Raw genomic sequence first — 26,715 nt, 5'->3', positions numbered from 1 at the left:
GTCTACCTGTTCTTACCGAGCAGGCCGAGCGCCGCGCGCAACGCCACCGAGGTGGTGGCGGTGGGCTGGTCGGCGAGGACGGTGTCGACGGCCTGTTCGGCCTGCTTCGCCGGGAACCCGAGGCCGACGAGCGCTTCGGAAACCTGCTCGCGCACAGGGGTACTCGGGGTTTGCGCACCGGGCGGACCGGTGGGGACGGCCACCTGGTTCACCTTGTCGCGCAGTTCGACGACCATCCGCTCGGCGCCGCGTTTGCCGATGCCGGGGACCCTGGTCAGCGCGGCGACGTTGCTCTCGGCCAACGCCTTTCGCAGCGCTTCGGGTTCGAGCACGGCGAGCACCGCCATCGCCAGGCGGGGGCCGACGCCGGAGACGGTCTGCAACAACGCGAACAGTTCGCGCGCTTCGGTGTCGGCGAACCCGAACAGGGTCATCGAGTCCTCGCGCACGATCATCGCCGTGTACAGGCGGGTCTGCTCGCCGCGGGTCAGCCCGGCGAGTGTGGCCGGGGTGGCGTTGAGGCGGTACCCGACGCCCGCTGCTTCGATCACCACGTGATCGAGCGCGATCTCGAGCACCTCCCCGCGTACCGACGCGATCACCCGCGCACCACCTTCCGTTGTTCGGCGAGCCGTTGTTCGTAGCGGCGGCGGACCTCGTCCGCCTGTGCCTGCGCGGCCGCCATCCGGTCCATCAGCGGCGCCCGCCAACAATGACAGATCGCCAGCGCGAGCGCGTCGGCGGCATCGGCCGGTTTCGGCGCGACCCGCAAACCGAGAATCCGCGTCACCATCGCGGTGACCTGCGCTTTGTCCGCCGTACCGTTGCCGGTGACGGCCGCTTTCACCTCGCTGGGCGTATGGAACGCCACCCGGATCCCGCGCCGCGCCGCGGCCAGCGCGATCACCCCACCGGCCTGCGCTGTGCCCATCGCGGTCCGCACATTGTGCTGGGCGAACACCCGCTCGATCGCGACAGCTTCGGGCCGATGCGTATCCATCCACTCTTCGGCGGCATCCGCGACGGCCATCAACCGCAACGCCAGCTCGGCGTCGGGCGGGGTCCGCACCACCCCCACATCGAGGGCCACGACCTTCCGGCCCGGTCCGCTGTCGACCATGCTGAGCCCGCACCGGGTAAGCCCCGGATCGACGCCCATCACCCGCACCGGCCACCCCTTCGAAGACACGAACAGTTGTTCGAAAGTCTAGAGCATCCCCGCGTTCGGGCCGACCAACGACACGATCCTCACGCCGGTCGCGGCGGTAGCCCCAGTAACGCCGGATCGCGGGCGTGCTCGGCCCAGACCCCCGCCGGATCCGCGACCAGCTTGCGCGCCCGCAGGTCGAGCAGTCCACTCACATACGACACCGTCGCGGCGATCTCACCGTCCGCCCTGGTGAGGGTGTGCTCCACCCGATAGGTCTTGCCCTGCCCCCACTCCCACCGGCAGTCGACCTCGACCGTGTCGTTCGCGCGCAACTCCCGCAGATAGCGAACGTTCAGCTCGAGATTGACCGGCCCCATCCCCGCCGCGAGGAGGCCGGGCACCGAGACTCCCGCCTCGGTCACGCACGCGAACCGCGCGTGATCGGCGAATTGCTGATACGCCGAGCCGGTGACGTGCAGTTGCGGGTCGAGATCGGACACCCGAATCGGGATCCGAACCCGAAACGGCACAGTGGTTTCCGCCATGCCCGCGAGTGTGCCACCGGGGTCCGACACCTTCGCGGGTCGTCGCCGAGGGACCGGCGACTACGGCGTGCTCTTCAGCCCGATCGACGGGTCGATGAACTCGTTGGTGACGATCGCGTCGGCGGCGAGGCCGTCGGGAACCTCGACTCCGCGCTTGCGCAGGATCGGGGTGACGGCGCTGATCACCCGGTCGACGCGGGCGGTGTCGAAATCACCGAGGCTGCCGTCGGGGCCGTTGCCGACGATCTTCTGGGCGAGCTGGACTTTCACCGAGTCGGTGTTACCGCCCGCGGTCATCGGCGGACCGTCGGGAATCGTCTGGGCGATGCGCAGCAGCGCCGCGTTGACCGGTTCCGGATCGCTGATGTAGTCGATCTGGGCCTGCTGCAGCATCGGCACCAGCTTGCTCAGGCAGGGGCCGAGTTTTTCCCTGTCACCGGCGCGTACCGACCAGGCGTGCGGATAGATCTCATAGCCGGACTCGTGGACCAGCAACGACTTCACCGGCTTGAGCCACCCCTTCACGTCGTGTTCCCAGCGGTAGGGCTCGTTGGAGACGTAGCCCTGCTGCATCACTCGGCCGTGTTCGGCGACGAAGCGGCTCGGGGTGCCGTCGAAGGAGGCGTCGGCCTGGTCGGGTTTCACGTCGCCGTGGGCGATCAGGTAGTCCATGAACAGCTTGCCCTCGCTGTAGACGACGGGTGCGCCGGACGCGGGAACGTCCTTCCACGACGTGATCTGCGGGTAGGTCGCCGGATCGAACAGGACGATCTGCGGATTGACGTCGAGTGAGGCGAACACCCCGGTCACCGGGAATTTCGCCTGCGCCCGCACCGCGTCGTCGGTCGGGACGAAACCGAGGGTGATGCTCTGGTCCTGATACATCTGCGCGGGCACCGGCTGACCACCGAGGAACGGACCACCGAGGCGCACTTCGACATTCACCCCGGTGTCACCGAGCGGACCGGAGTACGCGCCCTTCTTCACATCGACCGTGCCGTTCGGCCCGACCAGCTGATACGCCGCCGCCCGCTCCGGCGTGGCGAACCAGTCCGTCTGAACGACCACGGTCGACGGGCAGACACCGGCGAGGACACCCTGCCCGGTGGGGCCGGGCACCGAGGTCGCACTGTTGCAGGCGGTCAGCACTGTGGCGCCGGCCAGCACGGCCGTGGCGAGGAGAGGTTTGCGCACCGGAAATCCTTCGGGGTCGAGCGAATGTGAGGGTGGGACAAGAGAAGTGGGCTACTTGCCGCGACGCAGTCCGTGCGCCCGGTCGACGCGCCCGGCCAGGAAGTCGAAGAACCAGAACAGGATCAGGCCGACCAGCGAGGACATCAGCAGCGCGGTGAGCAGTTCCTCGGTGGCGAGTTGCTGACGGTAGACATCGATCATCCGGCCGATGCCGGGCTCGCCCTGACGGAAGAAGAAGTCGGCCACGATGGAGCCGATGATGGCCATGCCGCCGGAGATCTTGAACCCGGAGATCATCGCCGGAAGCGCTGTGGGCAGTTGCAGTTTCAGCAACCGCTGCCACCGCGAGGCGCCGTGCAGGGTGAACAGGTCGTGCTCGGCGGGAGCCACCGATTTGAGCCCGAACAGCGTATTGGTGATCACCGGGAACAGCGCCACCATCACGCACACGATCACCCGGCTGGAGAACTCGTAGCCGAACCAGAACCCGAACAGCGGCACCACCGCGAGGATCGGGATCGTCTGCAGCACCACCGCGTACGGATACAGCGAGTATTCGGCCCAGCGCGCCTGGCTCATGACCACCGCGAAGCCGACGCCGAGCGCGATCGCGATCACCAGTCCCACGAGCGCGACCTGCACCGTCGACCACAGCGCGCTCAGGATCGTCGATCGCGCCAGCGGATCGAGCAGCCCCTTGACGATCACCTGTTCCGGCGCGGGCAGCAGGAACCGCGACTCCTCGGCCAGCAGTTGGTGGCTGACCAGCGACCAGAGCCCGAGGACTGCGACGAACACCAGGATCGGCGCGACGACACGCACCGGGGCGACCCGGAAAGGCCAGCGGTACTTCGGTTTCGCCGCCGATTCCGCGACGACTCCCCCGGGGAGGGCGACGGTGGTCATGCGGCGGCCTCCTGTCCACGCAGCGCGGCCGATACCTCGGCGCACAGGTGGGCGAATTCGGGGGTGTAGCGCAGCTCCGGGGTGCGCGGGAAGTCGAACGGGACCGGGATGTCGGCAGTCACCCGGCCCGGCCGGCCCGTGAGCACGACGACCCGAGTGGACAGGAACACCGCCTCTCCCACCGAGTGGGTGACGAACACTCCCGCGAACCCGTCGCGGCGGAACAGGGTGCCGACTTCCTCGTTCAGGCGCTGCCGGGTGATCTCGTCCAGCGCGCCGAACGGCTCGTCGAACAAGAACAGCTCCGGCTGCGACGTGAGGGCGCGCGCGATGGAGGCGCGCATCCGCATGCCGCCGGACAGCTGGGCGGGTTTGTGCTTCTCGAACCCGGCCAGTCCGACGCGTTCGATGGCGTCCGCGGCGGCGGCCCGACGGGTGGTCTTGTCGACGCCTTCCAGCTCGCCGGGCAGTTCCACGTTCTGCCGCACCGATCGCCATGGCAGCAGGGTGGATTCCTGGAAGACGTAGCCGAGGCGGCGGGTGCCGACACCGACCGTGCCCGTGGTGGGCTTCTCGAATCCGGCGGCCAGGCGGAGCAGGGTCGATTTGCCGCAGCCGGAGGGCCCGACCAGCGAGACGAATTCACCACTGCGAACAGCGATGTCGATGTCGGCGACGGCGGTGGTGCCGTTGTCGAAGGTCAACGTCACATTGTCGAAGGACAGGGCGGGGGCGGGCTCGTCGCGTTCAGCAGTCGTATACGAGTCCCGGCCCGATACTGCGGGGGCGGTGGAAACCGTGGCGCTCATGCACTATTTCTAGTGGCATACCATTGCCACCAGCGGTCAGCGCGATTACGTCCCTGTTTCGTATACGATCAGTTCGCAGTGCGGGTATCCGCCCGGGACACGATCTGGCCGCGCTTCACCACCAGCTGCCGGGTGGGCAGCTGGACCACCGCGGCGGCGGGCGTTTCGGCCTCCACCACGAACAGATCGGCGGGTGCGCCGACCGCGAGCCCGTAGTCGTCGAGGCCGAGAACCCTCGCGCCGCCATAGGTTCCCGCGGCCAGCGCGAGTTCGATCTCGGCATCGGCGACAAGGCGGTCACGGTAGGCGACGGTGTTCACGCGGCGCAGCATGTCGCCGTCGCCGTACGGCGTCCACAGGTCGCGAATGCCGTCGTTGCCCAGAGCCAGGGTGGCGCCCGCCTCGTGCATCACGCGGACGGGAACGACCGCCGCCTCACCGACCGCGCAGGTCACCATGGCGACACCTGCCTCGGCGAGCGCGTCGGCGATGCGGCGCTGTTCGTCGTCGGATCGCCCGCCCATCGCATAGGCGTGGCTGATGGTGACCCGGCCGGAAAGGCCGGTCGCCCTGGTGCGTTCGATGATCAGGTCGAACTCCCACACACCCATGGCACCGCCGTCGTGCAGGTGGATATCGACCTTGGCGCCGAATTTGTCGGCGAGATCGAAGATCACATCGAGTTGCCCGACCGGGTCGTTGTCGTAGCCCGCCGGATCGAGGCCGCCGACGACTTCGACACCATCGGCCAGCGCCGCGGCCATCAACGCGGCGGTGCCGGGACGCGTGATCAGCCCACCCTGCGGGAAGGCGACCAGTTCCACCTCGACCCGCCCCGCGTGCCGTTCGGCGGCGGCCCGCACCTGCTCGACGCCCCGCAACCCGATGCCGGGATCGATGTCGACGTGGCTGCGCACGAAGGAGGTGCCGTATCCGACCATGGCACCCAACAGATTCGCGGCGTATTCGGCATTCGGAATGCCGAGTTCGGCGCGGCGGCGTTCCCCGTTGGCGATGCGCCCGGCCAGCGTCCGACCTCCCGAGTTGGCCACCCATGGCGCGCTGTACAGGGTTTTGTCCAGATGACAGTGGGTGTCCACGAGGCCGGGCAGTACCAGCGCGCCGTTCAGCTCGATGATCTCGGCGCCGGGAGCGGTGAGGCCGGTGCCGATCGCGGCGATCCGGCCGTCGGCTAGGTGGAGGTCAGCGAGTTCCGGTGTGGTACCGGGTGTCCACGGTCGGCCACCGCGCAGGAGCAGGTCGGTCATCAGAAGTCCTTTCGGTCGCGGGTAGGGAGTCGTGCGATGAGCGGTCGTCGTAGGTCCCGGCGCACTGTCAGCCGGTGACCAACATGGCGGACCCGGCGCCGACCCCGAAGACGATCACCACGGTCCGGAACACGGCCGGGCGCAGACGATCGGCGAACTTCGCGCCGAGGACACCGCCGAACAGACAGGCCGGCGCGAGGATCGCGACGACGAGCCAGTCCACCGGCCCGAACAGTGCCACCGCCACCATGGCGGTGGTCGAAACACTCAGCGTGAGGACGCTTTTCAGGCCGTTGAGCAGTTGCGCGGAGGCATCGAGGCCGAGCGCGAGAGCGGTCAGCAGCACGATGCCCATGCCGCCGTTGAAGTAGGCGCCGTAGACGCTGCCGACGAAGACCCCGAGATAGAGGGTGATGCGCGAATCGGGCCGGCGGGCACCGAGAGTGCGCGAGAGCCAGGGTTGCGCGGCGAACACCGCGGTCGCCCCGAGGACCAGGAACGGCACCAGCGCGGCGAACACCTCGGGGGGTGCGGCGAGCAGTGCGAGCACACCGAGACCGGCACCGGCGACGCTGATCACGACCAGCCGCGGCAGCAGTGCGCGGTAGTCCTCGGCACGCTTGCGCAGGGCCGCCGCGCCGCCCAGGTAGCCCGGCCAGACCGCGACCGAGTTGGTGACCGTGGCGGTTACCGGGGGCAGGCCGAGTGCGAGTAGCGCGGGGAACGACAGCAGGCTGCCGCCGCCCGCGATGGCGTTGCAGAAGCCTGCGCCGAGTCCTGCGGCCAGCAGCAGGGCTAGATGCACGGGGTCCATGAAATCCTTCCGACAGAGCGTCGTGCGATCGTATACGACAGCGGACGAGGGGTCGCGCCGAGCGATGTCACCGGCAGAACACCCGCCCGAATGCCGTAGATTCGGAGCAATCCTTCGAAGACCGGGCGCCGGTTCGTAGCCGACCGGCGCGCGGCTCCGCCATTCGACCGTTGGGGGCGACGTGAGCAGCACCGTCCGACGCATGACACCGCAGCAGGTGTGCCGCGCGATCCGCGACGACATCATCCGTGGCGATTTCCGCCCCGGGCAGCGCCTCACCGAGGACACTCTGGCCGAGCGATACGGTGTCTCCCGCGTGCCGGTCCGGGAAGCATTGCGGACGCTCGAGGCCGAGGGATTCGCCTGGTCGCGCCCCTACGCGGGGACCTTCGTCGCCGAGCTCACCGAGGCGGAGGCGGCCGATCTGCTCGAGATCAGGGCACTGCTGGAACCGATGTGCGCCGGTAGGGCCGCCGTGCGCCGTTCGCCCGAACAGCTGGGACGACTCAAGGAACTCACCTCGCTCGGCCAGGAAGCGGTGCGCGACGGCAGACTCGGCGAACTCGCCCGGCTCAACAGCCGCTTCCACGAGGTGCTCGCCGAGGCGTCGGGCAGCGCGCTACTCAGCCAGCTCATCACCCAGCTGAGCTGGAAGATCGCCTGGGTGTACGCGGTCGAACTCCCGCGGCGCGCCGAGGATTCCTGGCGCGAGCACGAGGAGATCTGCGCGGCGCTGGAGGCACAGGATCCCGACCGGGCGAGCGCGGTGGTCGCCGAGCACATTGCCCACGCCACCTCGGCTTATCGCCTGCGACCACGTGCCGGCGCCGAGACTGCGCCCGAGCCCGTTCCCCCGCCGGTACCTACGCCCTGAGTACCGCGCCTGCGCGCCGATGGCGTAACACAGGCGCAGCAATCGCCGCCATCACCCGAAACCTCAGCGTCGTATACAAACGGTGTCCCGTACTGCGACTGGAGGTTTTCATGGTCGATCTGCTGCTGCGTCGCGCGTGTATCGCCGATGACGCCGACCCGGTCGATATCGCCGTCACCGAAGGCTTGATCACCGCGATCGGACCCGCCTTGCCCGGTAGCGCGGCGACCGAGATCGATTGCGCGACAAGGGTCGTCATTCCCGGGCTCGTCGAATCCCATGTGCACCTGGACAAGGCTCTGCTCGATCGCCGGCGCAGCGCGCCCGACGGCACCCTCGCGAGCGCGATCGAGGTGACCGGCGAACTCAAACGGGGGTTCACCGCCGACGGGGTTCGCGACCGCGCGCGCCGGATTCTCGATCAGGCGATCACCCACGGCACCACCGCACTTCGCGCACACCCGGATGTCGATCCGATCGTCGGACTACTCGGCGTCGAGGTGCTGTTGGGGCTGCGCGAGGAGTATCGCGACCTGATCGACCTCCAGATCGTCGCCTTTCCACAGGAGGGAATCCTGCGCGCACCCGGCACGCTGGAACTGCTCCGCGCAGCGCTGCGTCTGGGCGCCGATGTCATCGGCGGATGCTCCTACAACGAAGCCGACGTCGCCGACTGCCGCCGCCACGTGGACCTGGTCTTCGAACTGGCCGCCGAATTCGGCGTCCCCGTCGACATCCACGCCGACTTCGCCGACGACGCCACCGACCCCCGCTTCGCGATGGCCGACTACATCGCCGAGGCCACCCAGCGCTCCGGTCTGCGCGGCCGGGTCGCCCTCGGCCACGTCACCTCTTTGGCTGCCCGTCCCCCGCGCGAACGACAGGCGACCATGGCCCACCTCGCCCAGGCAGGCGTCGCCGTGGTTGCGCTGCCCGCCACCGACATGCACCTCGGCGGGCGAGGCGATCAGGCCGCGGTGCGCCGTGGCGTCGCACCGGTCCGTGAACTGTGGGCCGCCGGTGTGACAACCGCGTACTCCTCCAACAACATTCGCAATGCGTTCACCCCCTACGGCAACGCCGATCTCCTCGACATCGGCCTGTTCCTCGCCCAGACCGGGCATCTGTCCGGCGACACCGACCTGCGCCGCGTCCTCGACATGGCCACCACCGACGCGGCCGTGGTGCTCGGCATCGCCGAGCACCACGGTCTGCGCGTCGGCGCCCGAGCCGATCTGGTCGTCCTCGGCACACATCGCCTCGCCGACGCCCTGCTCGATCGCCCCGACCGCTGCTACGTCATCAAGGCAGGCCGAATCATCGCCCGCACCACACGCGTCACCGAAATCCTCGCCCCCGCTGTCCACGCACGCTGATCCGGCGCTCGACGGACCGACTTCGCCCGTGGGGCATCCGCTGCGTCGGCTCAGGCCGCGCTGTGGTTGCCGCGGTGGACGAGGGCGTCGATGCGCCGTTTGAAGGCATTGAATTCCGGTGTGGTGGAGTCGCGTTCGCCGGGCAGGTCGATCTCGACGATCTCGCGCACATGGCCCGCGTTGCCGTGGGCCGCACCACCGGCCATCACCACGACACGGTCGGCCAGGTAGACCGCCTCGTCGATGCTGTGGGTGACGAACACGACGGTCACCGCGGTCTCGTGGTGGATGCGTTTCAGCTCGGCCTGCATGTCCGTGCGGGTGAGGGCGTCGAGTGCGCCGAACGGCTCGTCCATCAGCAGCACCGCGGGACTGTTCGCCAGCACTCTGGCGATCGCCACGCGCTGCTGCATGCCACCGGAGAGCTGGTGCGGGAACGACTCGCGCACCCGGGACAGGCCGACGGTATCGAGCCATCGGTCGGTGATCTCACGGATGTCGGGCCGGGTCATTCTGGCCTGTTTCGGTCCGTAGGCGATGTTCTCGGCGACCGTGAGCCAGGGGAACAGCCCGTAGTCCTGGAACACCACACCGCGCTCGGGACCCGCCCCGCTCACCGGTTCGTCGGCGACGGTGACCGTTCCCTTGGAGCCTGCCTCCAAACCGGCGAGAATCCGCAGCAGCGTGGACTTTCCGCAGCCGCTGGCGCCGACCACGCAGACGAATTCACCTGCCGCGATGTCGAGTTCGACGCCGTCGACGGCGAATCCGGCCGCACCGGCATATCGCTTACCGAGCCCGTCGACGACGATACGCGCGGGGCGCTGCGGGCGGCGGCGGGTGGAGTAGATCTTCATGAGGGTCCTGTCTGCTCGATCACGGTAGGAGCGGCCTACGGCCCGCCAACAGCCTCACCAGCAGCATCAGCAACCGGTCGGCGGCGAATCCGGCCAATCCGATCACGATCATCACCGCGATAATCAGGTCGGTGCGTGACTGTTCTCTGGCCTGGGTGATCAACGCCCCCAAGCCGATTCGGATACCGACCGTCTCGCCGACGACGAGGATCACCCACGACAGGCCGAGCGCGATCCGCAGACCGGAGACGATGCTCGGCACGGCGGCGGGCAGCACCACCTTGTACAGCGTGTGCGCGGGTCGGGTGCCCAGCATCGCGGCGGCCTCGAGCAGCCGGTCCGGTACCGCCCGCACCCCGGCGATCGTGTTCAGCAGGATCGAGAACACCGCGGCGAGGAACACCAGGAAGATCGTGGAGCGGTCACCGAAGCCGATGATCAGCAGTGACAGCGGCGCCCACGCGGTCACCGGGATCGGGCGGACCAGGTTGACGGTCGGTTCGAGCATCCGGTAGACCAGCCGGGAGCGACCCATCACGATGCCGAGCGGGATCGCGACGGCGGCCGCGAACAAGAACCCCTGCACCACCCGCAGCGTGCTCGCGTACAGGTGCAACCACAGGGTGCCGCTGTAGGTGTCGCCGATGACGCCGCCGAACGCGAGGTCGGCCAGGCGCCGCGCCACCTCGTACGGTTTCGGCAGGAATTGCATCTGGATACCGAACGGCAGCGTCCACGCGCCGTCGACACCACGATCCCACAGCAGCCCGAGCAGCAGCGGGACCGGCAGGGCCCACAGCACTGTCAGCACCCGGTCGGGAAGTCGCCGTCGACGCGCGGGCGGCGCCTCGGTGGTGCGGACGACCGGTGGTGCGTCGAGCGCTGTCATCGCCCGATACCCGCGGGGGTCAGGAACCCGGTGTCGAACACCTTCGCCATATCGGGTGCCTTGGACAGCTGGTCGAAGGCCCGCATCTGCTCGGCGAGGGCGACCACCCGGCCGCGATACTCGTCATCGAGTTCCCACCGCAACCAGACGTTCTTCGTCGCGGTGTCGACGATGGTGCGGTCGAGGCCGAAGGTGTCGACGAGCCCGTCGACCCAGGCGGTGTGATCGCCCTTCATGTACTCGATCGCCTGGACGAAACTGCGCACGGTCTGCTGTACCCGGTCGCGATCCTGGTCGATCAGCGCGCCCCTGGTACCGAAGACGATGTTCACCGCGCCGATCGCGGTGTCGTACGGCGAGACGATCGGATGCGCGCCGACCCCCATGACGATCGACGGTGCGGTCTCGGCGCTCAGGAACGCGTCGATCTGGCCGGATTTGTAGGCGTTGGCCATGTCCGAGTAGGAAAGGTTGACCAACTGCACGTCGGTGGCCGGGTCGAGGCCGTGCGCGGTCAAGGTGAGCCGCAGCAGGATCTCCTGCGACGAGCCCTGCGGGAATCCGATCTTCTTGCCGCGCAGCCCGTTCACCGTGGTGATCTCCGGCTTGCCGACGAACGCCGACCCGCCGTCAGCGGCCGAGGCGACGATCTTCACATCCTGACCCGCGGCACTGCCCGCCAGGATCGACGGCGCGCCGAGCACTCCGAAATCGATGGCACCCGAGGCGATCGCGTTCTTGATATCGGGTGAATTCTCGAACAGCACGATCTCGTAGGTCGTGCCCGCGGGGGCGAAACGCTGCATGAAGTAGGGCGCGTAGAGATGCGGCTGCCCCCGCAGGGTGCCGATTCGCACCGATGCCGGGTCGCTGCCGCCGCCCGGTGTCGATACGCAGGCGGTCAGGCCCGTGACGATGAGCAAGGCCGCGATCACGGCCGAGAGCACCCGGCGCAGTGGGCGATTCATCGGTGCAGCGGTGGCGGTCCACGGCATGTCGGAGGCAGGCATTGCGGGTCCATTTCTCATAGGTTCGCCAATCGGGCGGCGCACTGGGTAGCGAGGACGATGAGGGCGCGGTCGGAGTTCGCGGCGCCGATCAGGCACAGCCCGGCGGGCAGGCTGCGGCGGTTCGGCAGCGGCAGCGTGACGGCGGGCAGGCCGGCGATCGACGCCAGGCAGGTCAGCCGCAGAGTCGCGTGGCGGACGGCGTCGCGCGTACGCCGGTCAGCCGCTCGCGGCGGTGGCGGTCCCGCCGTGGTCGGCAGCACCAGCACCCGGTCGCCGAGGATGTCGCGGATCCGCGCAGCGGCCTCGGCGACGACTGTCCGCGCGGCCGCGGCCTCCTCGGCGGTCACCGTTGCGGCCCAGGCGAATCGCTCGCGCACGTCGGGTTCGAGCGCGTCGGGATGCGCGGTCAGCCAGTCACCGTGCCCTGCCCATGCTTCGAACGCCTGCACCGCGCGAAACGCGGAGAACCAGCGATCGAGGTCGGCCCGCAGGGTGATCCGTCGAGCGCCGAGTTCTTCGGAGGCCCGCGCACACTGCTCGGCGATCTCGGGCTCCGCCGCCGCACACAACGTTGGATCGACGACCAGGTACGTGTTCGAGAACCCGGACCCGTCTGACCGGGGTACAGCAGGATGGGCGAACACGCTGTCGGCCACCGCGAGCAGGGTCGCGGCGTCGCGGGTGAGCCATCCGATGGTGTCGAACGACGGGGCCAGCGGGAGGAGGCCGGTGGTATCGAGACCGGCGTGCGTAGTCCTGATGCCCCAGAGTCCTTGGTACGAGCCGGGAACCCGGATCGAGCCCGCGGTGTCGGTGCCGAGGCCGATCGATACCTCGCCGCGGGCGACCGCGACGGCGGGGCCGCTCGATGAACCACCCGGAACTCGCTGTGGTGCAACCGGATTGACCGGCATGCCGGTGCGCCCGTTGGCGCCGGTGATGCTATAGGCGAACTCGTCGGTCCTGGCGATGCCGGTGACGGTGGCGCCCGCCGCGAGCAGGTCGGCGACGACCGCGGCGTGGCGGGACTCGGGAGTGCGCTCGGCGAGAAAGTCCTCCACACCTGCGCCGAGCGGGTGGCCGGCGACAGCGAACAGGTCTTTCACGGCCACCGTGTGCCCGGTGAGCGGGCCGGTCGAAGTCGCCCCCACCAACGGCGAACCGAGCTCGCGCCACACCGTGGTGTCCACGCCGCAGCGCGCTCCCGCGCCGAACCGAGTCGCCGTCTCCCGCGCCGTCGCGGTCACCGCGCCCGCTCCAGGATGAAGCGGGCCAGATCGGTACCGGTGGTATGCGCGAAGTCGGCGACACGGATCTTGCCGTGTACCCCGCGGGTCAGATCGACGGCTTGCGAGATGGTGAAGTCGGCTGCGGCACTGAGGTAGAGGTAGGCGCTGCGCGGATCGGTGTCGAACAGCGCGCCGAGCAGGTCGACGGCGTTGCCCACGCACAGCGACAGCGCGGTGTCCAGATCGGGATCGAGCCCGGTCGGGATGACGAGTCCGTGGCCTGCGGCGAACGGCCCTGTACCCGACCCGATGTCGGTGACCTGTTCGGCCGCAACGACGTCGAGGGTCACGGTCGCCCGCAGCGGCGCCTCCAGGGCGGTGAGCGCCACCTCTCCGTCGCCCTGCGCGAAATGCGGATCGCCGACATAGAACAGCGCGTCGGGCACCTGCACCGGCAGGAACAAGGTAGCGCCCGGAGTGAGCAGTGTGACGTCGATATTGCCGCCGTGCGCGCCCGGTGGCACGGAGTGCGCCCGGTCCTCGGTGTCGGTGGCCACGCCCATGATGCCGAGGAACGGGGCGAGCGGGAAGCGCGCCCGGTGCGGGCTGCCCGGCCGGATCGGCATGGTGCCGAACCACTCGTCGTCGCGCCCGGTCACCGTACAGAACTGACCGTACGAACCGTCGTGTGGTGTCCCGGCCAGCATGCCGCGGCCGTGCCGGGTCGAGATGACGCCGTAGGGCGCGCGCATGGCGAGGTGCTCGATCCGCACGGCGAGGAGATCGCCGGGCTCGGCGCCGTCGACGGCGATCGGACCGGTCACGATATGTGGGCCTGCTCCGTCCTCGCGGACGCGCCGGGAGACCACCTCGACGGTGTCGTCGAGTATCTGATCGCGGGCCACGCCGTGCCCGCGGAAGTAGGCGACCGGGTCCGAGCCCTGATCGTCGAGGATGCCCTCATGACTGATGGTGTCGATGACCACCCGCGTCCCCGGCGCGACGGTGGTGACCGGCGTATCGCCGCGTCGCGGCAGCCTGCCCCACAGCACCCGATCCGGATCGGCGGGGATATAGGTGGTCTCCGGTGTGATGCCGCTGCCCTGCTGCAGCACCGGGAAAGCGGCGGCGATCTGGTCCCCGGCCAACGACGTCACAGTGGGTCCTCCGGTCTCCGCGACACTCGGTCGAACATTGGTCCGACCATCTGATGCGATAACGGTATTCCACTATCAACAGCCCTGCTACCGGGAGAAACGTGCGTAACCGAGGCTTTACACCCCGGCAATATCGGGCCATTTGGCACCATTCTTATATGATTGGCCGGACCAATCAGTAGGTGTCGAGAGGAGTTCGATGGCCGTCCCGCCGATCCCCCCGCTGCGCCGCCGCACCGGCAGCGTCAGCGCCGAAGTCGCCGCTCACCTGGAGCGGCTGATCATCGACGGCGCGCTGCGCGCGGGCGATCGCCTGCCGCCCGAACGCGAGCTCGCGACGCAGCTGAACGTGTCGCGGTCCTCGCTTCGCGAAGCCATGTTCGAGCTGGAATCCAAGAAGCTGGTCGACCGCAGGCAGGGCCGTGGCAGCACCGTCACCGATCTGCCCCGCGGCGCCGCCGAACTGCACGGCAGCCTCGCCGACCTCGACACCGAACTCGCCTACGCGACCGAACTGCGCGACCTGGTCGAACCCCGCATCGCCCAGCTCGCCGCCCTGCGCGCCGTCGAATCGAATCTGCTGTCGCTGCACGAGATCATCGACCGCTCCGACGAAACCCTCGGCCCGGCGGAATCGATGGCCCTCGACATCGAATTCCACACGCTCCTGGCACATTCGGCCCAGAACCCGCTCCTGGTCACCCTCTGCACGATGACCACGGAATGGACCCGCCACACCCGAGTCCTCTCCCACCGCACTCCGCTCGGCCGCCGCGTCTCCGTCCACGGTCACACCCAGATCCTGCGCGCCGTGGACCACCGAGACGGCCCCGCCGCCGCTGCCGCCATGGAACAACACCTGCGCGAGGTCCGCGAGATCAGCACCCGCTAGCGACCCACATGACCTGGGGAGCAGAACCTTTCCACGCTGCCGCCTACCCCACAGCGGTGGTGAAGACCTCCAAGGCACGATCGTCGAACAGCACGAACCGCACCTGCGTCACGTGTGTCTCGGCCGCGCGGACCGTCTCGACCGCGATCCGCGCGCCGTCATCCATCGGCCAGCCGAAGATACCGGTGGAGATCGCCGGGAACGCGACGGTTGCCGCTCCCAGCTCGTCTGCCACGCGCAGGGATTCGCGATAGCAGGAGGCGAGCAGCTCGGAGCGGTCCTCGGTGGCCGACCACACGGGGCCGACCGTGTGGATCACCCAGCGGGCGGGGAGCAGGCCCGCGGTGGTCGCCACCGCCTGGCCGGTACGCAGGCCTTTGCCGTAGTGCGAGGCGCGCAGGTCGCGACATTCCGACAGGATCTGCGGACCGCCCTTGCGGTGGATCGCCCCGTCGACGCCACCGCCGCCGAGCAGCGAGGAATTCGCGGCGTTGACCACCGCGTCCACCTGCTGCTCGGTGATGTCGCCCCGGACCGTCTCGATTCGCGTCATGATCCTCATTCTGCCGGGGCGTCGACCTCGTCCACGGGTACGGTCGAGTGAGCAGGCATGGTCGGTCCGTCCGAGGCGAGGAGAACCACGCATGGCCATACCCACCGGTGACATCGTCGCGACGCCCGACGGGCGGGACCTGGTGATCACCAGGTCGCTGGGGTTGCCGATCGAGGAGGTGTGGGCACGGTTGACCGATCCGCATCTGACCTCGGGGTGGTACGGCACCTGGGAGGGCGAGTCGGGGACCGGCAACACCATCCGGGTGCAGATGCGCTTCGAGGAGGGTGAACCGTGGTCGGCGATGCGCATCGACGACTGCACCCCACCGATCCACCTCGGCGTCTCCTCGACCGACCAGATCGGCCTGTGGCGGCTCGAGGTGACGTTGCTCGACACCGGCGCGGCCACCGAACTGCGCCTGGTCCACCATCTGACGTCGGAATATCAGCTGGCGGAGATCCCGCAGATCGGTCCGGGGTGGGAGTACTACGCGGACATGTTCGTCGCGGCCTGCACGCACACCGAACGACCGGATTTCGCCGACTACTACCCGTCGATGTCGGGCTACTACCAGCAGCGGGCGTCCTAGCCGAAACGTGAACCGCCCCGGCCGAATTCACGACCGGGGCGGGTTCGACGGAAAACGATCTACTCGTCGTCGAGTTCCGCGGCGACCTCGTCGGAGATGTCGACGTTGGTGTACACGTTCTGCACATCGTCGCTGTCTTCGAGCGCGTCGACCAGCTTGAACACCTTGCGCGCACCGTCGGCGTCGACCGCGACCGACACCGACGCCTGGAAACCGGACTCGGCGGAGTCGTAGTCGATGTTCGCGGCCTGCAGGGCCGAGCGCACCGCGATCAGATCGCCGGGCTCGGAGATGATCTCGAAGACGTCGCCGTGGTCGTTGACGTCTTCGGCGCCCGCGTCGAGCACCGTCTCGAGGACGTCGTCCTCGGACAGGCCGTTCTTCTCGAGCGTCACCACGCCCTTGCGGGCGAACAGGTACGACACCGAACCCGGGTCGGCCATGTTGCCGCCGTTGCGGGTCATCGCCAGCCGGACCTCGCCCGCGGCGCGGTTGCGGTTGTCGGTGAGGCACTCGATCAGCACGGCCACACCGTTGGGCCCGTAGCCCTCGTACATGATCGTCTGCCAGTCGGCGCCGCCGGCCTCTTCACCACCACCGCGCTTGCGGGCGCGCTCGATGTTGTCGTTGGGGACCGATGTCTTCTTCGCCTTCTGGATGGCGTCGAACAGCGTCGGATTGCCCGCAGGGTCACTACCACCAGTGCGGGCCGCCACCTCGATGTTCTTGATCAGCTTGGCGAAGAGTTTGCCGCGCTTGGCGTCGATTCCCGCCTTCTTGTGCTTGGTGGTGGCCCATTTGGAGTGGCCGCTCATGCCCTACTTCCTTCAAGTCGGTTGCGCGTCTGCCCGGGCGGACAAGCTCGATCCAGCCTACTCACCGTCCACCACGCCCGCCGACGCGGGCTTTATCGCGCAGCCCGAACCAGGTCGACGAACAGTTCGTGCACCCGCAGATCGCCGGTCACCTCGGGATGGAAGGAGGTCGCCACCACGTTGCCCTGCCTGGCAGCGACGATGCGGCCCTCGGCGGGGCCGTGCGGCACCCGCGCCAGCACCTCGACGCCGTCGCCCACCCGCTCCACCCACGGCGCGCGAATGAACACCGCGCGCACGGGCGTGTCGAGGCCGGTGAAGTCCAGGTCGGTCTCGAAGGAATCGACCTGCCGGCCGAACGCGTTGCGCCGCACCGTCATATCGATGCCGGACAGGTGCTGGGCGTCGGCCCTGGTGTCGAGGACCTCCGAGGCGAGCAGGATCATGCCCGCGCACGACCCGAACGCGGGCAGCCCGTCGCGCAGCCGCGCCCGCAACGGTTCCAGCAGGTCGAACGCCTGCAACAGCTTGGAGATCGCGGTCGACTCGCCACCGGGCAGCACCAGCCCGTCGACCGCGGCCAGCTCCGCCTCGCGCCGCACCAGCACCGGATCGGCCCCGCAGTGCTCCAGCGCGGCAACGTGTTCACGCACGTCACCCTGGAGCGCGAGGACACCGATGGTGGGCCGGGTGGGGGTCGAGGTTGCGTTCACAGCCGTTGAGCTTACGAGCGCGCCCGATGTGGGCCCGCTCACGCTCACTTCTGGCGCGGCGTGCGGATCAGTCCTTCCTGGACGACAGCGGCGACCAGGTTGCCCTCGCGGTCCCAGATCTTGCCGCCGGTCAGCGCGCGACCGAAACCGGCCGAGGGTGAGGACTGGTCGTAGAGCAGCCATTCGTCGGCACGGAACGGGCGCAGGAACCACATGGCGTGGTCGAGCGACGCGTTCTGGGTCGGTTCGTCGGGGTGGATCACCTTCGACGAGCCGAGCAGCGTCATATCGCTCATGTAGGCCAGCGTGCAGACGTGGAACATCGGGTCGTCGGGCAGCGGGTGCCGGTACCGAAACCACACCTGCTGGGGGGAGACCGCGCCGTCTCGCGCGACGACCTGATCCTGTGGGACCGTGCGGATGTCCCAGTGCTCCCATTCACGCATGGCCCACAGCCGCTCGGGGGTCATGGTCACGCTGGCGTCGGGCAGGTCGTCGGGACCGTCGACCGAGGGCATCACGTCCTGGTGTTCGGGCCCTTCGTCACCGTGATGGAACGAGGCCGACATCGTGAATATCGCCTGTCCGTCCTGCACGCCGGTGACCCGCCGCGTGCAGAACGACCGGCCGTCGCGGATGCGTTCCACCAGGTAGACGGTGGGTTCCTCCGGATTGCCCGGTCGCAGGAAGTAGCCGTGCAGAGAATGCACCTGGAAGCTGCGATCGACGGTACGGACCGCCGAGACCAGCGCCTGCCCGGCCACCTGACCGCCGAAGGTGCGCGGTAGCTGAGACTCCGTGGAAGCACCGCGGAAGATGTCGCGCTCCAGTCGCTCGATCGCGAGCGCCTCTTCGATTGTCGCCATGCGCTCGAGATTATCGCCTTGCCGACCGGGCGGTATGTCCGGCTCTGCACAGCGGCCCGGAATTTGCTGAGATGGTCCGGTGCCGACGTTCACTCCCACCTCTCCCGCCGCCCTCGCCCGGCTCGTCGCCGACCGGCTCGTCGAGCTGCCGGGGCGACGGGTGCTCGCGGTCGACGGCGCCGACGCGGCCGCCCCGGTGGAACTGGGCCGCCGGATCGTGGACACGCTCACCGACCGGGGGCGATCGGCGGCGGTGGTGTCGGTGCACGACTTCGTGCGACCCGCGTCGCTCCGCATGGAATACGGGCGCGATGACGAATGGTCTTATCGCACAGCATGGTTCGACTACGAGGCCATGCGCCGCGAGATCCTCGACGTGCTCCGCACCGAAGGGCGCTGGTTGCCCGCGCTGTGGGACGAGGAGCGGGACAGGTCGGCGCGGGCGGCGATTCGGGCCGCGCAGGCCGATCTGGTGCTGGTGCTCGCGGGGCCGATGCTGCTCGGTCGCGGTCTGGATTTCGATCTCGCGATCCGCCTGGAACTGAGTGAGCAGGCGGCGCTGCGGCGCACCCCCGCCGAGCAGCGATGGACGCTGCCCGCTGTGCGCGATCACACTGCCGACAATCCCGAGGAAGCGACCTGGACCGTTCGCTGGGATCACCCCGACCGGGCGGCACTTCGCCGCTGACAGCACGGGAGCCGAAACAGCCCGGATACGCGAAAGCCCCGTCCGACAGACGAACGGGGCTCGAGCGACGACGATCAGGCGCAGGCGACCGAGGTCTGACCCAGGTTGGTCAGCATGCCGCAGGCCCACGACTTCTGGACCTTCCACTTGCCCGCTTCGGCCACGAACGGCACGTCGACGACATTGGTCTGGCCGTTGACGGTGAAGTTGGCCTTGGCGTTGACGCTGTCACCGAAGGAGGTCACCTCGGTGACCTGGACCTGGACGTTGTTGTCCTGGACGGCCTGTGCCAGGCGGTTCGGCAGCTCGGGGTCGGCCTCGATGCCCTGCACGAAGTCCAGCTTCTGGTCGTTGGGGACCGCCGGATCCAGTGCGGTGGTGAGCTGCGCGTTGAGCTGTTCGACCGTCGGCACCGCCGGCAGGTCCGCGGTTGCCGAACCCTGAGCCTTGGCACTGGTGGTGGTCTTGGGCGCGGGCTTGTCGCCCTTGTCGTCACTGCACGCACTCAGGCCGAGCGCGGCGACCACAGCCAATCCTGCGATCGCGACTCGTCCGGTCCTACGAAACTTCATCCACTCGTCCTTACGTCGGGTCGGAATCTCGCCCTCTGGGCGACGGCGGAGGACCGGCGCCACACAGCGCAGGCCTCGATGCCACGGCGAGGACGCTACCCAGTGATGTTGAGGAAACTCTGAGACACAGACAACCGGGGGCTGTGAGCTGCGCCCGATTGTGATGCACCCCAGCGTCACCCGGCGCGCAGACCCACCACCGCCTCGACCAGCCGCGCATGGGTCGGCGCGTCCGCTGCCGCGATGAGCCCGTGTGGCGCGGTGTGCAGCGGTTGCCCGGCGAGACCGGTAACCACGCAGCCAGCCGCCTGACACACCGCGATCGCGCTGCTGAAATGCACGCTGTCGCGGAGATCGCCGCCGGTGATGTAGGCGGCGCGACGCCCGGCCGCCACCCAGACAAGGGCTAACGAGGTCGATAGGACCCGCGGATGGAACTCTCCCGCAAAGCCTTCGGCGTCGAAGAGCCGCGCCGGGGTCGACCAGGGGAACGGGTGGTCGAGGTCGACATCGACGAGATGGCTTCCCGAGTGCGGGCGCAACGGCTCGTCGCGGCCCTCGGTGCGCAGGAACGCGCCCTGCCCCGCCGTCCAGAACACTTCGTCGGCGAACGGGTCGGCGGTCGCCGCCACTGTCACGGCATCGCCGTCGCGCAGCGCGACGTTGACCGCCACGAACGCGGTGTCGACGGCGAAATTCCTGGTGCCACAGAGTGGATCGACAAACCACGTCCGATCGCTGCGGGCAGAGCCGGTGACGCCCGATTCCTCGGCGACGAACCGGTCGCCCGGACATTCGGTCGCGAGGACGTCGAGGATGGCTTTCTCGGCCGCGATATCGGCCTGCGTGGCGAAATCGTCGCCCTGTTTGGCGTAGCGAGTGAGCGGGCCGTGGAAGGCCGACCGGATCACCGCCGAAGCGACTTCTGTTGCGTGGATTGCGATTTCACTATCTGAGTGGTGCACCGTCTCCAGGCTACGGACCGTGTCGCCGCCCGGCAGGCGAACAGCGGTCTGATCGGCCCGGACACGCAGCGCGCACGGCCCGAGCCAACGCGGAGGTACGCCTATCGGGCCAGGTACACGGCGAGCCCGAGTCCGCCGATACCGACGGTCACCCGCAACACACTCGGCGGAATCACTTTCACCACCGGCGGACCACACCAGCCACCTGCCAGCGCACCCGCGCCGAGGGCCAGCGCCGCGCCCCAGTGCACCGGTCCGAAGGCCGCGAAGCCGACCGCGGCGACGAGGTTCGCGATGCCGAGCAGGAAGCTCTTGAGAATCGACGCGCTCCAGATGGATTCGGCGGTGCACAGCATCATCATCGACAGGTAGATCACGCCCGCGCCCGCGCCGAAGTACCCGCCGTACACGGAGGTGAGCAGGATGCCGACCGGCACGATCCAGGGCGCGCTGAGCTCGCCGATATGGTGGCGCACCAGTGGTTGCACCAACAGCGCGATCGACGCCATCGCCACCAGGAACGGCACGACCACCTCGAACGCGCCGTCCGGAGCGACCAGCAGCGCGAGCGCGCCGAGCAGCCCGCCCACGGCCGCCAGCACTGCCCAGCGCACCAGCGTGGGCCCTCGGCCGACGAGTTCGCGCCCGGAATTCGCGGTCGCCCCGACACCGACGGCGACCATGGCGACCGTGTTGGTGACATTGGCCGCGACGGGCGGCAGACCGGCGGCCAGCAGCGCCGGATAGGAGACGATCGAGGCCATCCCGGTGACGAAACCGATCAAGCCGGTGAAGAATCCCGCGACGACCAGCAAGGAGAAGTCGAGCGCGGTCACGGACCGACTGTACGGTATGCCCAGTTGGCAGCAATTCCTGGGCCAACCGATACCGAGCCCACATCGCCCACCTGCGCCGGGATCACTCCGACGCGCCGAAGGCCGTGCCAGGATGTCGGAGTGCAGATGACGACTTTCGAGCCGGGCGAACCACCCGTTCGACGTAACCGGCTGGACTCCAACACCGTTGCCCGCCTCGACGACGTCACCACCTTCGCCCAGCTGCTCGACGCGTTAGAGCTGGTCCGCATGGATCATCCCGATGCCAGGATCCTCTGCACGCTCGACGATCTCGGCCAGTGCGCCTACACGAGCATGCACGCCACGCTCGGACTCGTCGAAGGCGAGGGCGGGGTCGTCCACGACGACCCGGACGACCCCGCCGCCACCCACCACGCCGAGAACGCCACGGTCTCGCGCATCGCCGCGCTGCTGGACAACCCGTCCACCCGCGTTCCGTGGGACGCGCTGCGCGACACCCGCAACGCGTCCGAGGACGAACTCGCCGCGCTCGTCGCCGCCAACCGTTCCCCCGACCGCGTGGTCGACGACGTCGTGCTGATCCAGCGGGTCCCGGTGGACCGTGACGACCTCGCCATCGCCGGTATCCCCAACGGGTACTTCGCCGACGACTGGAGCACCTACGACAACCACACCGTCATCCGCCGCATGGCCACCCACGGCTACCGCCACATCGCCATCGGCGCTTCCCTGCTCGCCTTCGCCCGCCCCACCGCCCCCACCCCCGAGCAAGCCGCCGCCCTGGTCACCGACCTGACCCACCTCTACGGCTCCCCCACCGCCATCGCCTGGCACGAGCTGGCCGTTCTGCTGCCCACCCAGCGCCAGCTCATCCTCGGCTACGCCGAGAACTTCGCCGACGCCCTCACCACCGATACCGAAGGCGCGGCGGGCCAGCCGTAGGCCGCGGCCCCTGGTAGCGCTATCGCGCCGGATCGGGTGTCGACGGCTGCCACGCGCGAGCGGTAGCCGCCGGGGCGACCGTCACGCTCGACCACACCGCCCAGGCCAGCCACACCATGCCGAATCCGGCCGCGATGTGTCCGACGCGCACCAGCGTCGCCGGGAGCAGGAAGGTGAGGCAGAGCACGGACAGGCCCGCGGTGTAGAGGATGGCCGCGCCGCGCGGGACCGCCGCGCTACGCAGCAGCGCTGTGCCGAACAGCAACGTTCCACTCAGCGCGAGGACCGCGGTGGCGAGGAAAGCGAATTCGGCCGGGCTGGTGAGCAATTCGTCGACCACCGGCTTGTCCAGATACACCAGCACGAAGTTCATGGCGAAGGCGATACCCGCGAAATAGCCGAAGCCGAGGAATTGCACGACGAAGGCGAGTGCGCCGAAGCGGCCGAGACGCTGGTGCAGCAGCGCGTACAACGCCACCAGCAGTCCGATCCCGAAGGGGACGGCCGCCCCGTTGAGAACCTGGGTGAGCGGTATCTTGCCCGCGGCGATCAGTTCGATCGCGCCCGCCGCCGCGATCGCTCCGCCGCAGACGAAGCCGGAGATGCCGCCCAGTCGCAGTAGTGCTCGTGTGTCCATGTCGAAATCCCTTCTCGATGTCGAGTTCGACGGTAGGAATCCGGTGGTCACGGCGGTAAGTGCCGGGCGACCCATGACTTTCGGCCAAAATTGCCCCGCGACCGTGGCCGTGCGACGAATCCGGCCATACGCTCAGCGAATGCATCGACCGCGCGCACTGACCTGGGTGGCGTGCTTCCTCTATGTCTCCGTGCTGGTCGCCGGGCTCGCCGTCGCCTCGACCGGGCCTGTCGACCCTGCCCGGTCCAGCGCGTTCGCCGGGGCCCTCCTGCTCGCGGGAGGGCTCGAGATCGCCGCAGGGAGGTTCACTGGGTCCAGGACCCTCGCGATCGCCGGGCTGGTCGTCCGCGCCGTCCTGTACACGGTGATCACCGTGCTCGACAGCAGCGGCAATGCGAAGGTCCTGTTCGTCTTGCTGCCGCTCACTGCCTATTTCACCGTCGGACACCGGGTCGCCTACACACTCGCCGGTGGCGGTCTACTCCTCGCCGGGATCATCGTCCTCGGGCGACCGGCGCTGCGAACGAATCCCGAAGCGCTCTCGGATCTGCTGATGTTCACGATCGGCGTTGTTTTCGCCCTCGCGATCGCGGTGATCGCCGAACGCGAGGAAACCGGGCGGCGGCGCGCGGAAACACTGCTCACCGAACTGTCCGACGCGCACGCCCGGCTCCGGGAATACGCCGACCAGGCAGTCTCCCTCGCCACCGTCGCCGAACGAACCCGGGTGGCCCGCGATATCCATGACAGCGTCGGCCACCATCTCGTGGTTACCGCGATCCAGCTGGAGAAATCGGCCGCCTACCGGTCGTTGGACACCGATATCGCCGACCGGGCGCTCGCCGAGGGGCGTCATTCCACGCGCCTGGCGCTCGACGAGGTACGGCGCGCGGTCGGCACCCTGCGCGCCGACGACACACAGTTCACCCTCGCCACCGCGTTGCGAGCGCTCGCGATCCGGCTCGACGACACCGGCTTCGCTGTGTCCCTCGACCTCACCGGCACCGAGGACACCGTCGGCGAGCCCGTCCGCCTCGCCCTGTATCTCGCCGCGCAGGAAGCACTCACCAACGCGCGCCGCCATTCCGGCGCCACCGCGGTGGCGGTCCGGGTCGACCTGACACCGGCCACCGGTGTCCTCGACATCGCCGACAACGGAACAGGTTTCGCGCCGGGCACGGTCGAGGGGCAGGGGCTCACCGGAATGCGTGAACGGCTCGATCTGGTCGACGGCGAGGTGCGAATCACCTCCAGCACCACAGGAACTCGTCTGCTCGTCACGATCCCGGTGGTTGCGCGATGATCGGACACGATGCCGGTATTCCTGCGCCGAAGGTCCGCGTGCTGATCGCCGACGATGAGCGTCTCGTCCGCGAAGGGATCGCCGCGCTGCTCGCCTTGCAGTCCGGTATCGACGTAGTCGGCACGGCCGAAAGTGGCGCCGAGGCAGTCGAATCGACTGGCTCGCTGACACCTGATGTGGTCCTGATGGACGTGCGGATGCCCGGAATGGACGGCGTCGAGGCAGCCGCTCTCGTGCGCGGCCGGGCGACGGTGCTGATGCTCACCACCTTCGACGACGACGGCTACATCGTCGCGGCCCTGCGCGCGGGCGCCTCCGGATACCTGCTCAAAGACCTCCCCGCCGCCGAACTCGCCCAGGCGATCCGCCTCGCGCACGCCGGCGTAGACCAGTACTCCGCCGCCGTCACGGCGCGCCTGGCCGCCATGGTCCGATCCCGCACACCACGCCCCACCGTCGAGCTCACCGGTCGCGAAACCGAGGTCCTGCGTCTGCTCGCCACCGGCGCCGCCAACCGCGAGATCGCCCGGTCCCTCTACCTGAGCGAGGGCACCGTCAAGAACCACATCTCGAGCATCCTGAACCGTCTCGGCGTGCGTGACCGCACCCAGGCCGCCATCTACGCACACGAGCAGGGCCTCCTCTGAAACGCCCGCGCCCGGGTTCAGGTCAGGGCGTTCACCATGCGCGCGGCGAGCACCCGGGTTCGGTCGAACGGCGCCGCGCTCACGGCGGGCGTGCCGATCACCGAGCGCAGCGCGCCGAGGCCGATCAGCAGGGCGCCGATCAGCTCCGCGCGTAGTTCCGCGTCGGGTCCGTCGAGCCGGTCGGCGAATTCACGCAGGTAGCCGTCGCAGAGTTGGGCGCGCAATTGATCGCGCACATCGTCGTGACCGGCCGATCGGAGCATGGCCAGGAGCGGGTGTTCGCCGCCGTAGCGCGACCAGTCCTGGTACACGACATCGTGGAGCAGGGCGTCGGCGATGCTGACGACCGGGCGGTGCGGATCGGCGGCCACTCCGGTGGGGATCTCCAGGTGCATCGCCTCGGCGTAGAGCGCCTTCTTGGAACCGAAGTAGCGCGACACCAAGGCGGGATCGACCCCGACCTCGGCGGCGATCTCGCGCAGTCCGGTGCCGTCGAAACCCTGCGCCGCGAAGCGGATTCGTGCGGCGTCGAGCAGCGCGGCGCGGGTGGCCGCGCGGTCACGGCGACGGGGTTCGGCTTTCGGTTCCATGAAGTCATGCTAAGTCATCAGATGTTGACTTGGTGGCGCGTTCGTTTCTAGCCTCGACATATCGGCCGATGACACAGTCCAGAGTGATTCGAGGAGAACGGGATTCGATGCGCACATATGTCATCACCGGCGGCACCGACGGCATGGGCAAAGGGCTCGGCCTACATTTTCTGCGACGCGGCGACCGGGTGATCGCGATCGCCAGCGGCGCGACGAAAGGCGAGGCGTTCGGCCGGGCGGCCGCCGCGATCGGCGCGGGCGAGCGCGCGGTGTTCCTGCGAGCCGATCTGAGCACCCTGACGGGAATGCGGGACACCCTTGCCCGGGTCACCGCGCTGGCCGGCACCGTCGACGGCCTCGTCTTCGGCGCCCAGCGCTTCCGGCCACGGCGCGAGGTCACCGAGGACGGCTACGAGTTCACCTTCGCGCTGCACTACCTGAGCCGATTCGTTCTCGGACACGGTCTCGTCGATGCGCTGGAACGCGCGGATACCCCGGTCATCATGAACATCTGTGGCCCCGGCGGCTTTCCCGGCCGCATCCACTGGGACGACCTGACCTTGGGCGAGGGCTACACCGGCATGCGCGCCGCCATGCAGGCCTCACGCGCCAATGACCTGCTCGGCGTCGCCTTCCCGCACCGCCACCCGAACACCCGCACCCGCTACGTGCTCTACAACCCGATGATGGTGCGGACCGCGATGGCCGACCCGCTGCCCGCACCCCACCGGATACTGGCCAAGGCCGCCGGATTCGTTGTCGGCCGATCGGTCGATCAAGCGGTCCCGCCGATCGCCCAGCTCCTCGACGAGCCACCCGCCGATCAGGTGACCGCCTTCCGGCGCCGGACCCGGCTCCCCCTCACACGCAAGGACTTCGACCCGGACAACGCGATCCGCCTCGACACCCTGACCACCGAGCTCGTCCAGCGCTGAGTCGACGCACGAGAACACCTCGGCGGGGGGGGGGGGGGCGGGCCCGGGGGGGGGGTGGGGTGTGGGGAATGCGGTGGGTGGCTCGTAATAGTCGTTTGCGGGGCGGGTA

The 26,715-nt window shown here is 68.9% G+C and carries 31 protein-coding genes; 9 read left to right on the top strand and 22 right to left on the bottom strand.

Annotated features, from left to right (window positions below):
• Positions 1 to 2: 2 nt before the first annotated feature.
• From ruvA to ACFQ9R_RS04490, 8 genes are all read right to left on the bottom strand, one after another.
• A complete protein-coding gene (gene ruvA / locus ACFQ9R_RS04525; RefSeq protein WP_378988972.1) occupies positions 3 to 602 on the bottom strand; it encodes a Holliday junction branch migration protein RuvA in 600 nt (199 codons plus the stop codon).
• Positions 599 to 1,168, bottom strand: a complete 570-nt coding sequence (ruvC, locus tag ACFQ9R_RS04520; RefSeq protein ID WP_358111945.1) for a crossover junction endodeoxyribonuclease RuvC — start codon at positions 1,166 to 1,168, stop codon at positions 599 to 601. The genes ruvA and ruvC overlap by 4 nt, the downstream gene beginning before the upstream one ends.
• Positions 1,169 to 1,248: 80 nt before the next feature.
• Entirely contained in the window at positions 1,249 to 1,695 is a 447-nt protein-coding gene (locus ACFQ9R_RS04515; protein ID WP_378988971.1) for an acyl-CoA thioesterase, read from the bottom strand.
• 60 nt (positions 1,696 to 1,755) lie between these two features.
• Complete coding sequence (locus ACFQ9R_RS04510) at positions 1,756 to 2,889, bottom strand: ABC transporter substrate-binding protein (RefSeq protein WP_378988970.1); 1,134 nt, start codon at positions 2,887 to 2,889, stop codon at positions 1,756 to 1,758.
• A gap of 51 nt (positions 2,890 to 2,940) precedes the next feature.
• A complete protein-coding gene (locus tag ACFQ9R_RS04505; protein WP_378988969.1) occupies positions 2,941 to 3,795 on the bottom strand; it encodes an ABC transporter permease in 855 nt (284 codons plus the stop codon).
• A complete protein-coding gene (locus ACFQ9R_RS04500; RefSeq protein ID WP_378988968.1) occupies positions 3,792 to 4,604 on the bottom strand; it encodes an ABC transporter ATP-binding protein in 813 nt (270 codons plus the stop codon). Before ACFQ9R_RS04500 ends, ACFQ9R_RS04505 begins: the two co-directional genes overlap by 4 nt.
• A gap of 68 nt (positions 4,605 to 4,672) precedes the next feature.
• Complete coding sequence (locus ACFQ9R_RS04495) at positions 4,673 to 5,872, bottom strand: amidohydrolase (RefSeq protein WP_378988967.1); 1,200 nt, start codon at positions 5,870 to 5,872, stop codon at positions 4,673 to 4,675.
• 67 nt (positions 5,873 to 5,939) lie between these two features.
• On the bottom strand, positions 5,940 to 6,686 hold the full coding sequence (locus tag ACFQ9R_RS04490; RefSeq protein ID WP_378988966.1) for a sulfite exporter TauE/SafE family protein: 747 nt from the start codon (positions 6,684 to 6,686) through the stop codon (positions 5,940 to 5,942).
• Between the two features lie 202 nt (positions 6,687 to 6,888).
• Here ACFQ9R_RS04490 and ACFQ9R_RS04485 point away from each other — a divergent pair, with 202 nt between their 5' ends.
• Together ACFQ9R_RS04485 and ACFQ9R_RS04480 are read left to right on the top strand one after the other, a co-directional pair.
• Positions 6,889 to 7,560: a GntR family transcriptional regulator gene (locus ACFQ9R_RS04485; RefSeq protein ID WP_378988965.1), complete on the top strand. Its 672-nt coding sequence runs from the start codon at positions 6,889 to 6,891 to the stop codon at positions 7,558 to 7,560.
• Positions 7,561 to 7,670: 110 nt separating this feature from the next.
• Positions 7,671 to 8,936 (top strand): amidohydrolase family protein, encoded by a 1,266-nt coding sequence (locus tag ACFQ9R_RS04480; protein WP_378988964.1) that lies wholly within the window; start codon positions 7,671 to 7,673, stop codon positions 8,934 to 8,936.
• Between the two features lie 50 nt (positions 8,937 to 8,986).
• Here the strand turns inward: ACFQ9R_RS04480 and ACFQ9R_RS04475 are convergent, their stop codons facing one another.
• Genes ACFQ9R_RS04475 through ACFQ9R_RS04455 form a run of 5 tightly spaced genes read right to left on the bottom strand, consistent with a single transcriptional unit; the run spans position 8,987 to position 14,078 of the window.
• A complete protein-coding gene (locus ACFQ9R_RS04475) occupies positions 8,987 to 9,793 on the bottom strand; it encodes an ABC transporter ATP-binding protein (protein WP_378988963.1) in 807 nt (268 codons plus the stop codon).
• A gap of 19 nt (positions 9,794 to 9,812) precedes the next feature.
• On the bottom strand, positions 9,813 to 10,682 hold the full coding sequence (locus ACFQ9R_RS04470) for an ABC transporter permease (RefSeq protein ID WP_378988962.1): 870 nt from the start codon (positions 10,680 to 10,682) through the stop codon (positions 9,813 to 9,815).
• Positions 10,679 to 11,692: an ABC transporter substrate-binding protein gene (locus ACFQ9R_RS04465; RefSeq protein WP_378988961.1), complete on the bottom strand. Its 1,014-nt coding sequence runs from the start codon at positions 11,690 to 11,692 to the stop codon at positions 10,679 to 10,681. The genes ACFQ9R_RS04470 and ACFQ9R_RS04465 overlap by 4 nt, the downstream gene beginning before the upstream one ends.
• Positions 11,693 to 11,706: 14 nt before the next feature.
• Positions 11,707 to 12,939 (bottom strand): amidase family protein, encoded by a 1,233-nt coding sequence (locus ACFQ9R_RS04460; RefSeq protein WP_378988960.1) that lies wholly within the window; start codon positions 12,937 to 12,939, stop codon positions 11,707 to 11,709.
• Positions 12,936 to 14,078 carry an acetamidase/formamidase family protein gene (locus ACFQ9R_RS04455; protein ID WP_378988959.1) on the bottom strand — a complete coding sequence of 381 codons (1,143 nt, stop codon included), beginning with the start codon at positions 14,076 to 14,078 and terminating at the stop codon, positions 12,936 to 12,938. Before ACFQ9R_RS04455 ends, ACFQ9R_RS04460 begins: the two co-directional genes overlap by 4 nt.
• A gap of 199 nt (positions 14,079 to 14,277) precedes the next feature.
• Here ACFQ9R_RS04455 and ACFQ9R_RS04450 point away from each other — a divergent pair, with 199 nt between their 5' ends.
• The gene (locus ACFQ9R_RS04450) at positions 14,278 to 14,970 is read left to right on the top strand and encodes a FadR/GntR family transcriptional regulator (RefSeq protein ID WP_378988958.1); all 693 of its coding nucleotides are present in this window, start codon (positions 14,278 to 14,280) and stop codon (positions 14,968 to 14,970) included.
• Positions 14,971 to 15,013: 43 nt separating this feature from the next.
• Here the strand turns inward: ACFQ9R_RS04450 and ACFQ9R_RS04445 are convergent, their stop codons facing one another.
• Positions 15,014 to 15,523 carry an O-acetyl-ADP-ribose deacetylase gene (locus ACFQ9R_RS04445; protein ID WP_378988957.1) on the bottom strand — a complete coding sequence of 170 codons (510 nt, stop codon included), beginning with the start codon at positions 15,521 to 15,523 and terminating at the stop codon, positions 15,014 to 15,016.
• A 91-nt stretch (positions 15,524 to 15,614) separates the two neighbouring features.
• On the opposite strand from ACFQ9R_RS04445, the gene ACFQ9R_RS04440 reads away from it, so the two are divergent.
• Entirely contained in the window at positions 15,615 to 16,115 is a 501-nt protein-coding gene (locus ACFQ9R_RS04440) for an SRPBCC domain-containing protein (RefSeq protein ID WP_378988956.1), read from the top strand.
• A gap of 59 nt (positions 16,116 to 16,174) precedes the next feature.
• On the opposite strand, the gene ACFQ9R_RS04435 is transcribed toward ACFQ9R_RS04440, so the two are convergent.
• The 3 genes from ACFQ9R_RS04435 to ACFQ9R_RS04425 all read right to left on the bottom strand — a co-directional run bounded on the left by ACFQ9R_RS04435 (position 16,175) and on the right by ACFQ9R_RS04425 (position 18,509).
• Positions 16,175 to 16,930, bottom strand: a complete 756-nt coding sequence (locus ACFQ9R_RS04435) for a YebC/PmpR family DNA-binding transcriptional regulator (RefSeq protein WP_378988955.1) — start codon at positions 16,928 to 16,930, stop codon at positions 16,175 to 16,177.
• Between the two features lie 92 nt (positions 16,931 to 17,022).
• Positions 17,023 to 17,643 carry a pyridoxal 5'-phosphate synthase glutaminase subunit PdxT gene (gene pdxT / locus ACFQ9R_RS04430; RefSeq protein WP_378988954.1) on the bottom strand — a complete coding sequence of 207 codons (621 nt, stop codon included), beginning with the start codon at positions 17,641 to 17,643 and terminating at the stop codon, positions 17,023 to 17,025.
• A 44-nt stretch (positions 17,644 to 17,687) separates the two neighbouring features.
• On the bottom strand, positions 17,688 to 18,509 hold the full coding sequence (locus tag ACFQ9R_RS04425; protein ID WP_378988953.1) for an acyl-CoA thioesterase: 822 nt from the start codon (positions 18,507 to 18,509) through the stop codon (positions 17,688 to 17,690).
• A gap of 79 nt (positions 18,510 to 18,588) precedes the next feature.
• On the opposite strand from ACFQ9R_RS04425, the gene ACFQ9R_RS04420 reads away from it, so the two are divergent.
• Positions 18,589 to 19,197 (top strand): hypothetical protein, encoded by a 609-nt coding sequence (locus ACFQ9R_RS04420; protein WP_378988952.1) that lies wholly within the window; start codon positions 18,589 to 18,591, stop codon positions 19,195 to 19,197.
• A gap of 74 nt (positions 19,198 to 19,271) precedes the next feature.
• Here the strand turns inward: ACFQ9R_RS04420 and ACFQ9R_RS04415 are convergent, their stop codons facing one another.
• From ACFQ9R_RS04415 to ACFQ9R_RS04405, 3 genes are all read right to left on the bottom strand, one after another.
• On the bottom strand, positions 19,272 to 19,769 hold the full coding sequence (locus ACFQ9R_RS04415; RefSeq protein ID WP_378988951.1) for a hypothetical protein: 498 nt from the start codon (positions 19,767 to 19,769) through the stop codon (positions 19,272 to 19,274).
• Between the two features lie 176 nt (positions 19,770 to 19,945).
• Positions 19,946 to 20,734, bottom strand: a complete 789-nt coding sequence (locus ACFQ9R_RS04410) for an inositol monophosphatase family protein (RefSeq protein ID WP_378988950.1) — start codon at positions 20,732 to 20,734, stop codon at positions 19,946 to 19,948.
• 101 nt (positions 20,735 to 20,835) lie between these two features.
• Positions 20,836 to 21,570, bottom strand: a complete 735-nt coding sequence (locus ACFQ9R_RS04405) for a sulfite exporter TauE/SafE family protein (protein ID WP_378988949.1) — start codon at positions 21,568 to 21,570, stop codon at positions 20,836 to 20,838.
• 126 nt (positions 21,571 to 21,696) lie between these two features.
• Between ACFQ9R_RS04405 and ACFQ9R_RS04400 the strand changes: the two genes are divergently transcribed.
• Positions 21,697 to 22,494, top strand: coding sequence for a hypothetical protein (locus tag ACFQ9R_RS04400; RefSeq protein WP_378988948.1), 798 nt, complete (start codon positions 21,697 to 21,699; stop codon positions 22,492 to 22,494).
• Between the two features lie 19 nt (positions 22,495 to 22,513).
• Here the strand turns inward: ACFQ9R_RS04400 and ACFQ9R_RS04395 are convergent, their stop codons facing one another.
• Positions 22,514 to 23,131 (bottom strand): hypothetical protein, encoded by a 618-nt coding sequence (locus tag ACFQ9R_RS04395; RefSeq protein ID WP_378988947.1) that lies wholly within the window; start codon positions 23,129 to 23,131, stop codon positions 22,514 to 22,516.
• 139 nt (positions 23,132 to 23,270) lie between these two features.
• On the opposite strand from ACFQ9R_RS04395, the gene ACFQ9R_RS04390 reads away from it, so the two are divergent.
• Positions 23,271 to 24,434, top strand: coding sequence for a sensor histidine kinase (locus ACFQ9R_RS04390; protein WP_378988946.1), 1,164 nt, complete (start codon positions 23,271 to 23,273; stop codon positions 24,432 to 24,434).
• Positions 24,431 to 25,081 carry a response regulator gene (locus ACFQ9R_RS04385; protein ID WP_378988944.1) on the top strand — a complete coding sequence of 217 codons (651 nt, stop codon included), beginning with the start codon at positions 24,431 to 24,433 and terminating at the stop codon, positions 25,079 to 25,081. Before ACFQ9R_RS04390 ends, ACFQ9R_RS04385 begins: the two co-directional genes overlap by 4 nt.
• A 17-nt stretch (positions 25,082 to 25,098) precedes the next feature.
• Here the strand turns inward: ACFQ9R_RS04385 and ACFQ9R_RS04380 are convergent, their stop codons facing one another.
• Entirely contained in the window at positions 25,099 to 25,671 is a 573-nt protein-coding gene (locus tag ACFQ9R_RS04380; RefSeq protein ID WP_378988942.1) for a TetR family transcriptional regulator, read from the bottom strand.
• Between the two features lie 107 nt (positions 25,672 to 25,778).
• Between ACFQ9R_RS04380 and ACFQ9R_RS04375 the strand changes: the two genes are divergently transcribed.
• The gene (locus ACFQ9R_RS04375) at positions 25,779 to 26,606 is read left to right on the top strand and encodes an SDR family NAD(P)-dependent oxidoreductase (RefSeq protein WP_378988940.1); all 828 of its coding nucleotides are present in this window, start codon (positions 25,779 to 25,781) and stop codon (positions 26,604 to 26,606) included.
• Positions 26,607 to 26,715 lie beyond the last annotated feature (109 nt).

The organism is Nocardia sp. NPDC056541 (genome assembly GCF_042794235.1).
Lineage (GTDB): Bacteria > Actinomycetota > Actinomycetes > Mycobacteriales > Mycobacteriaceae > Nocardia.
The sequence above is the reverse complement of the archived record's forward strand: the minus strand, read 5'-3'. Positions and strand labels throughout refer to the sequence as shown.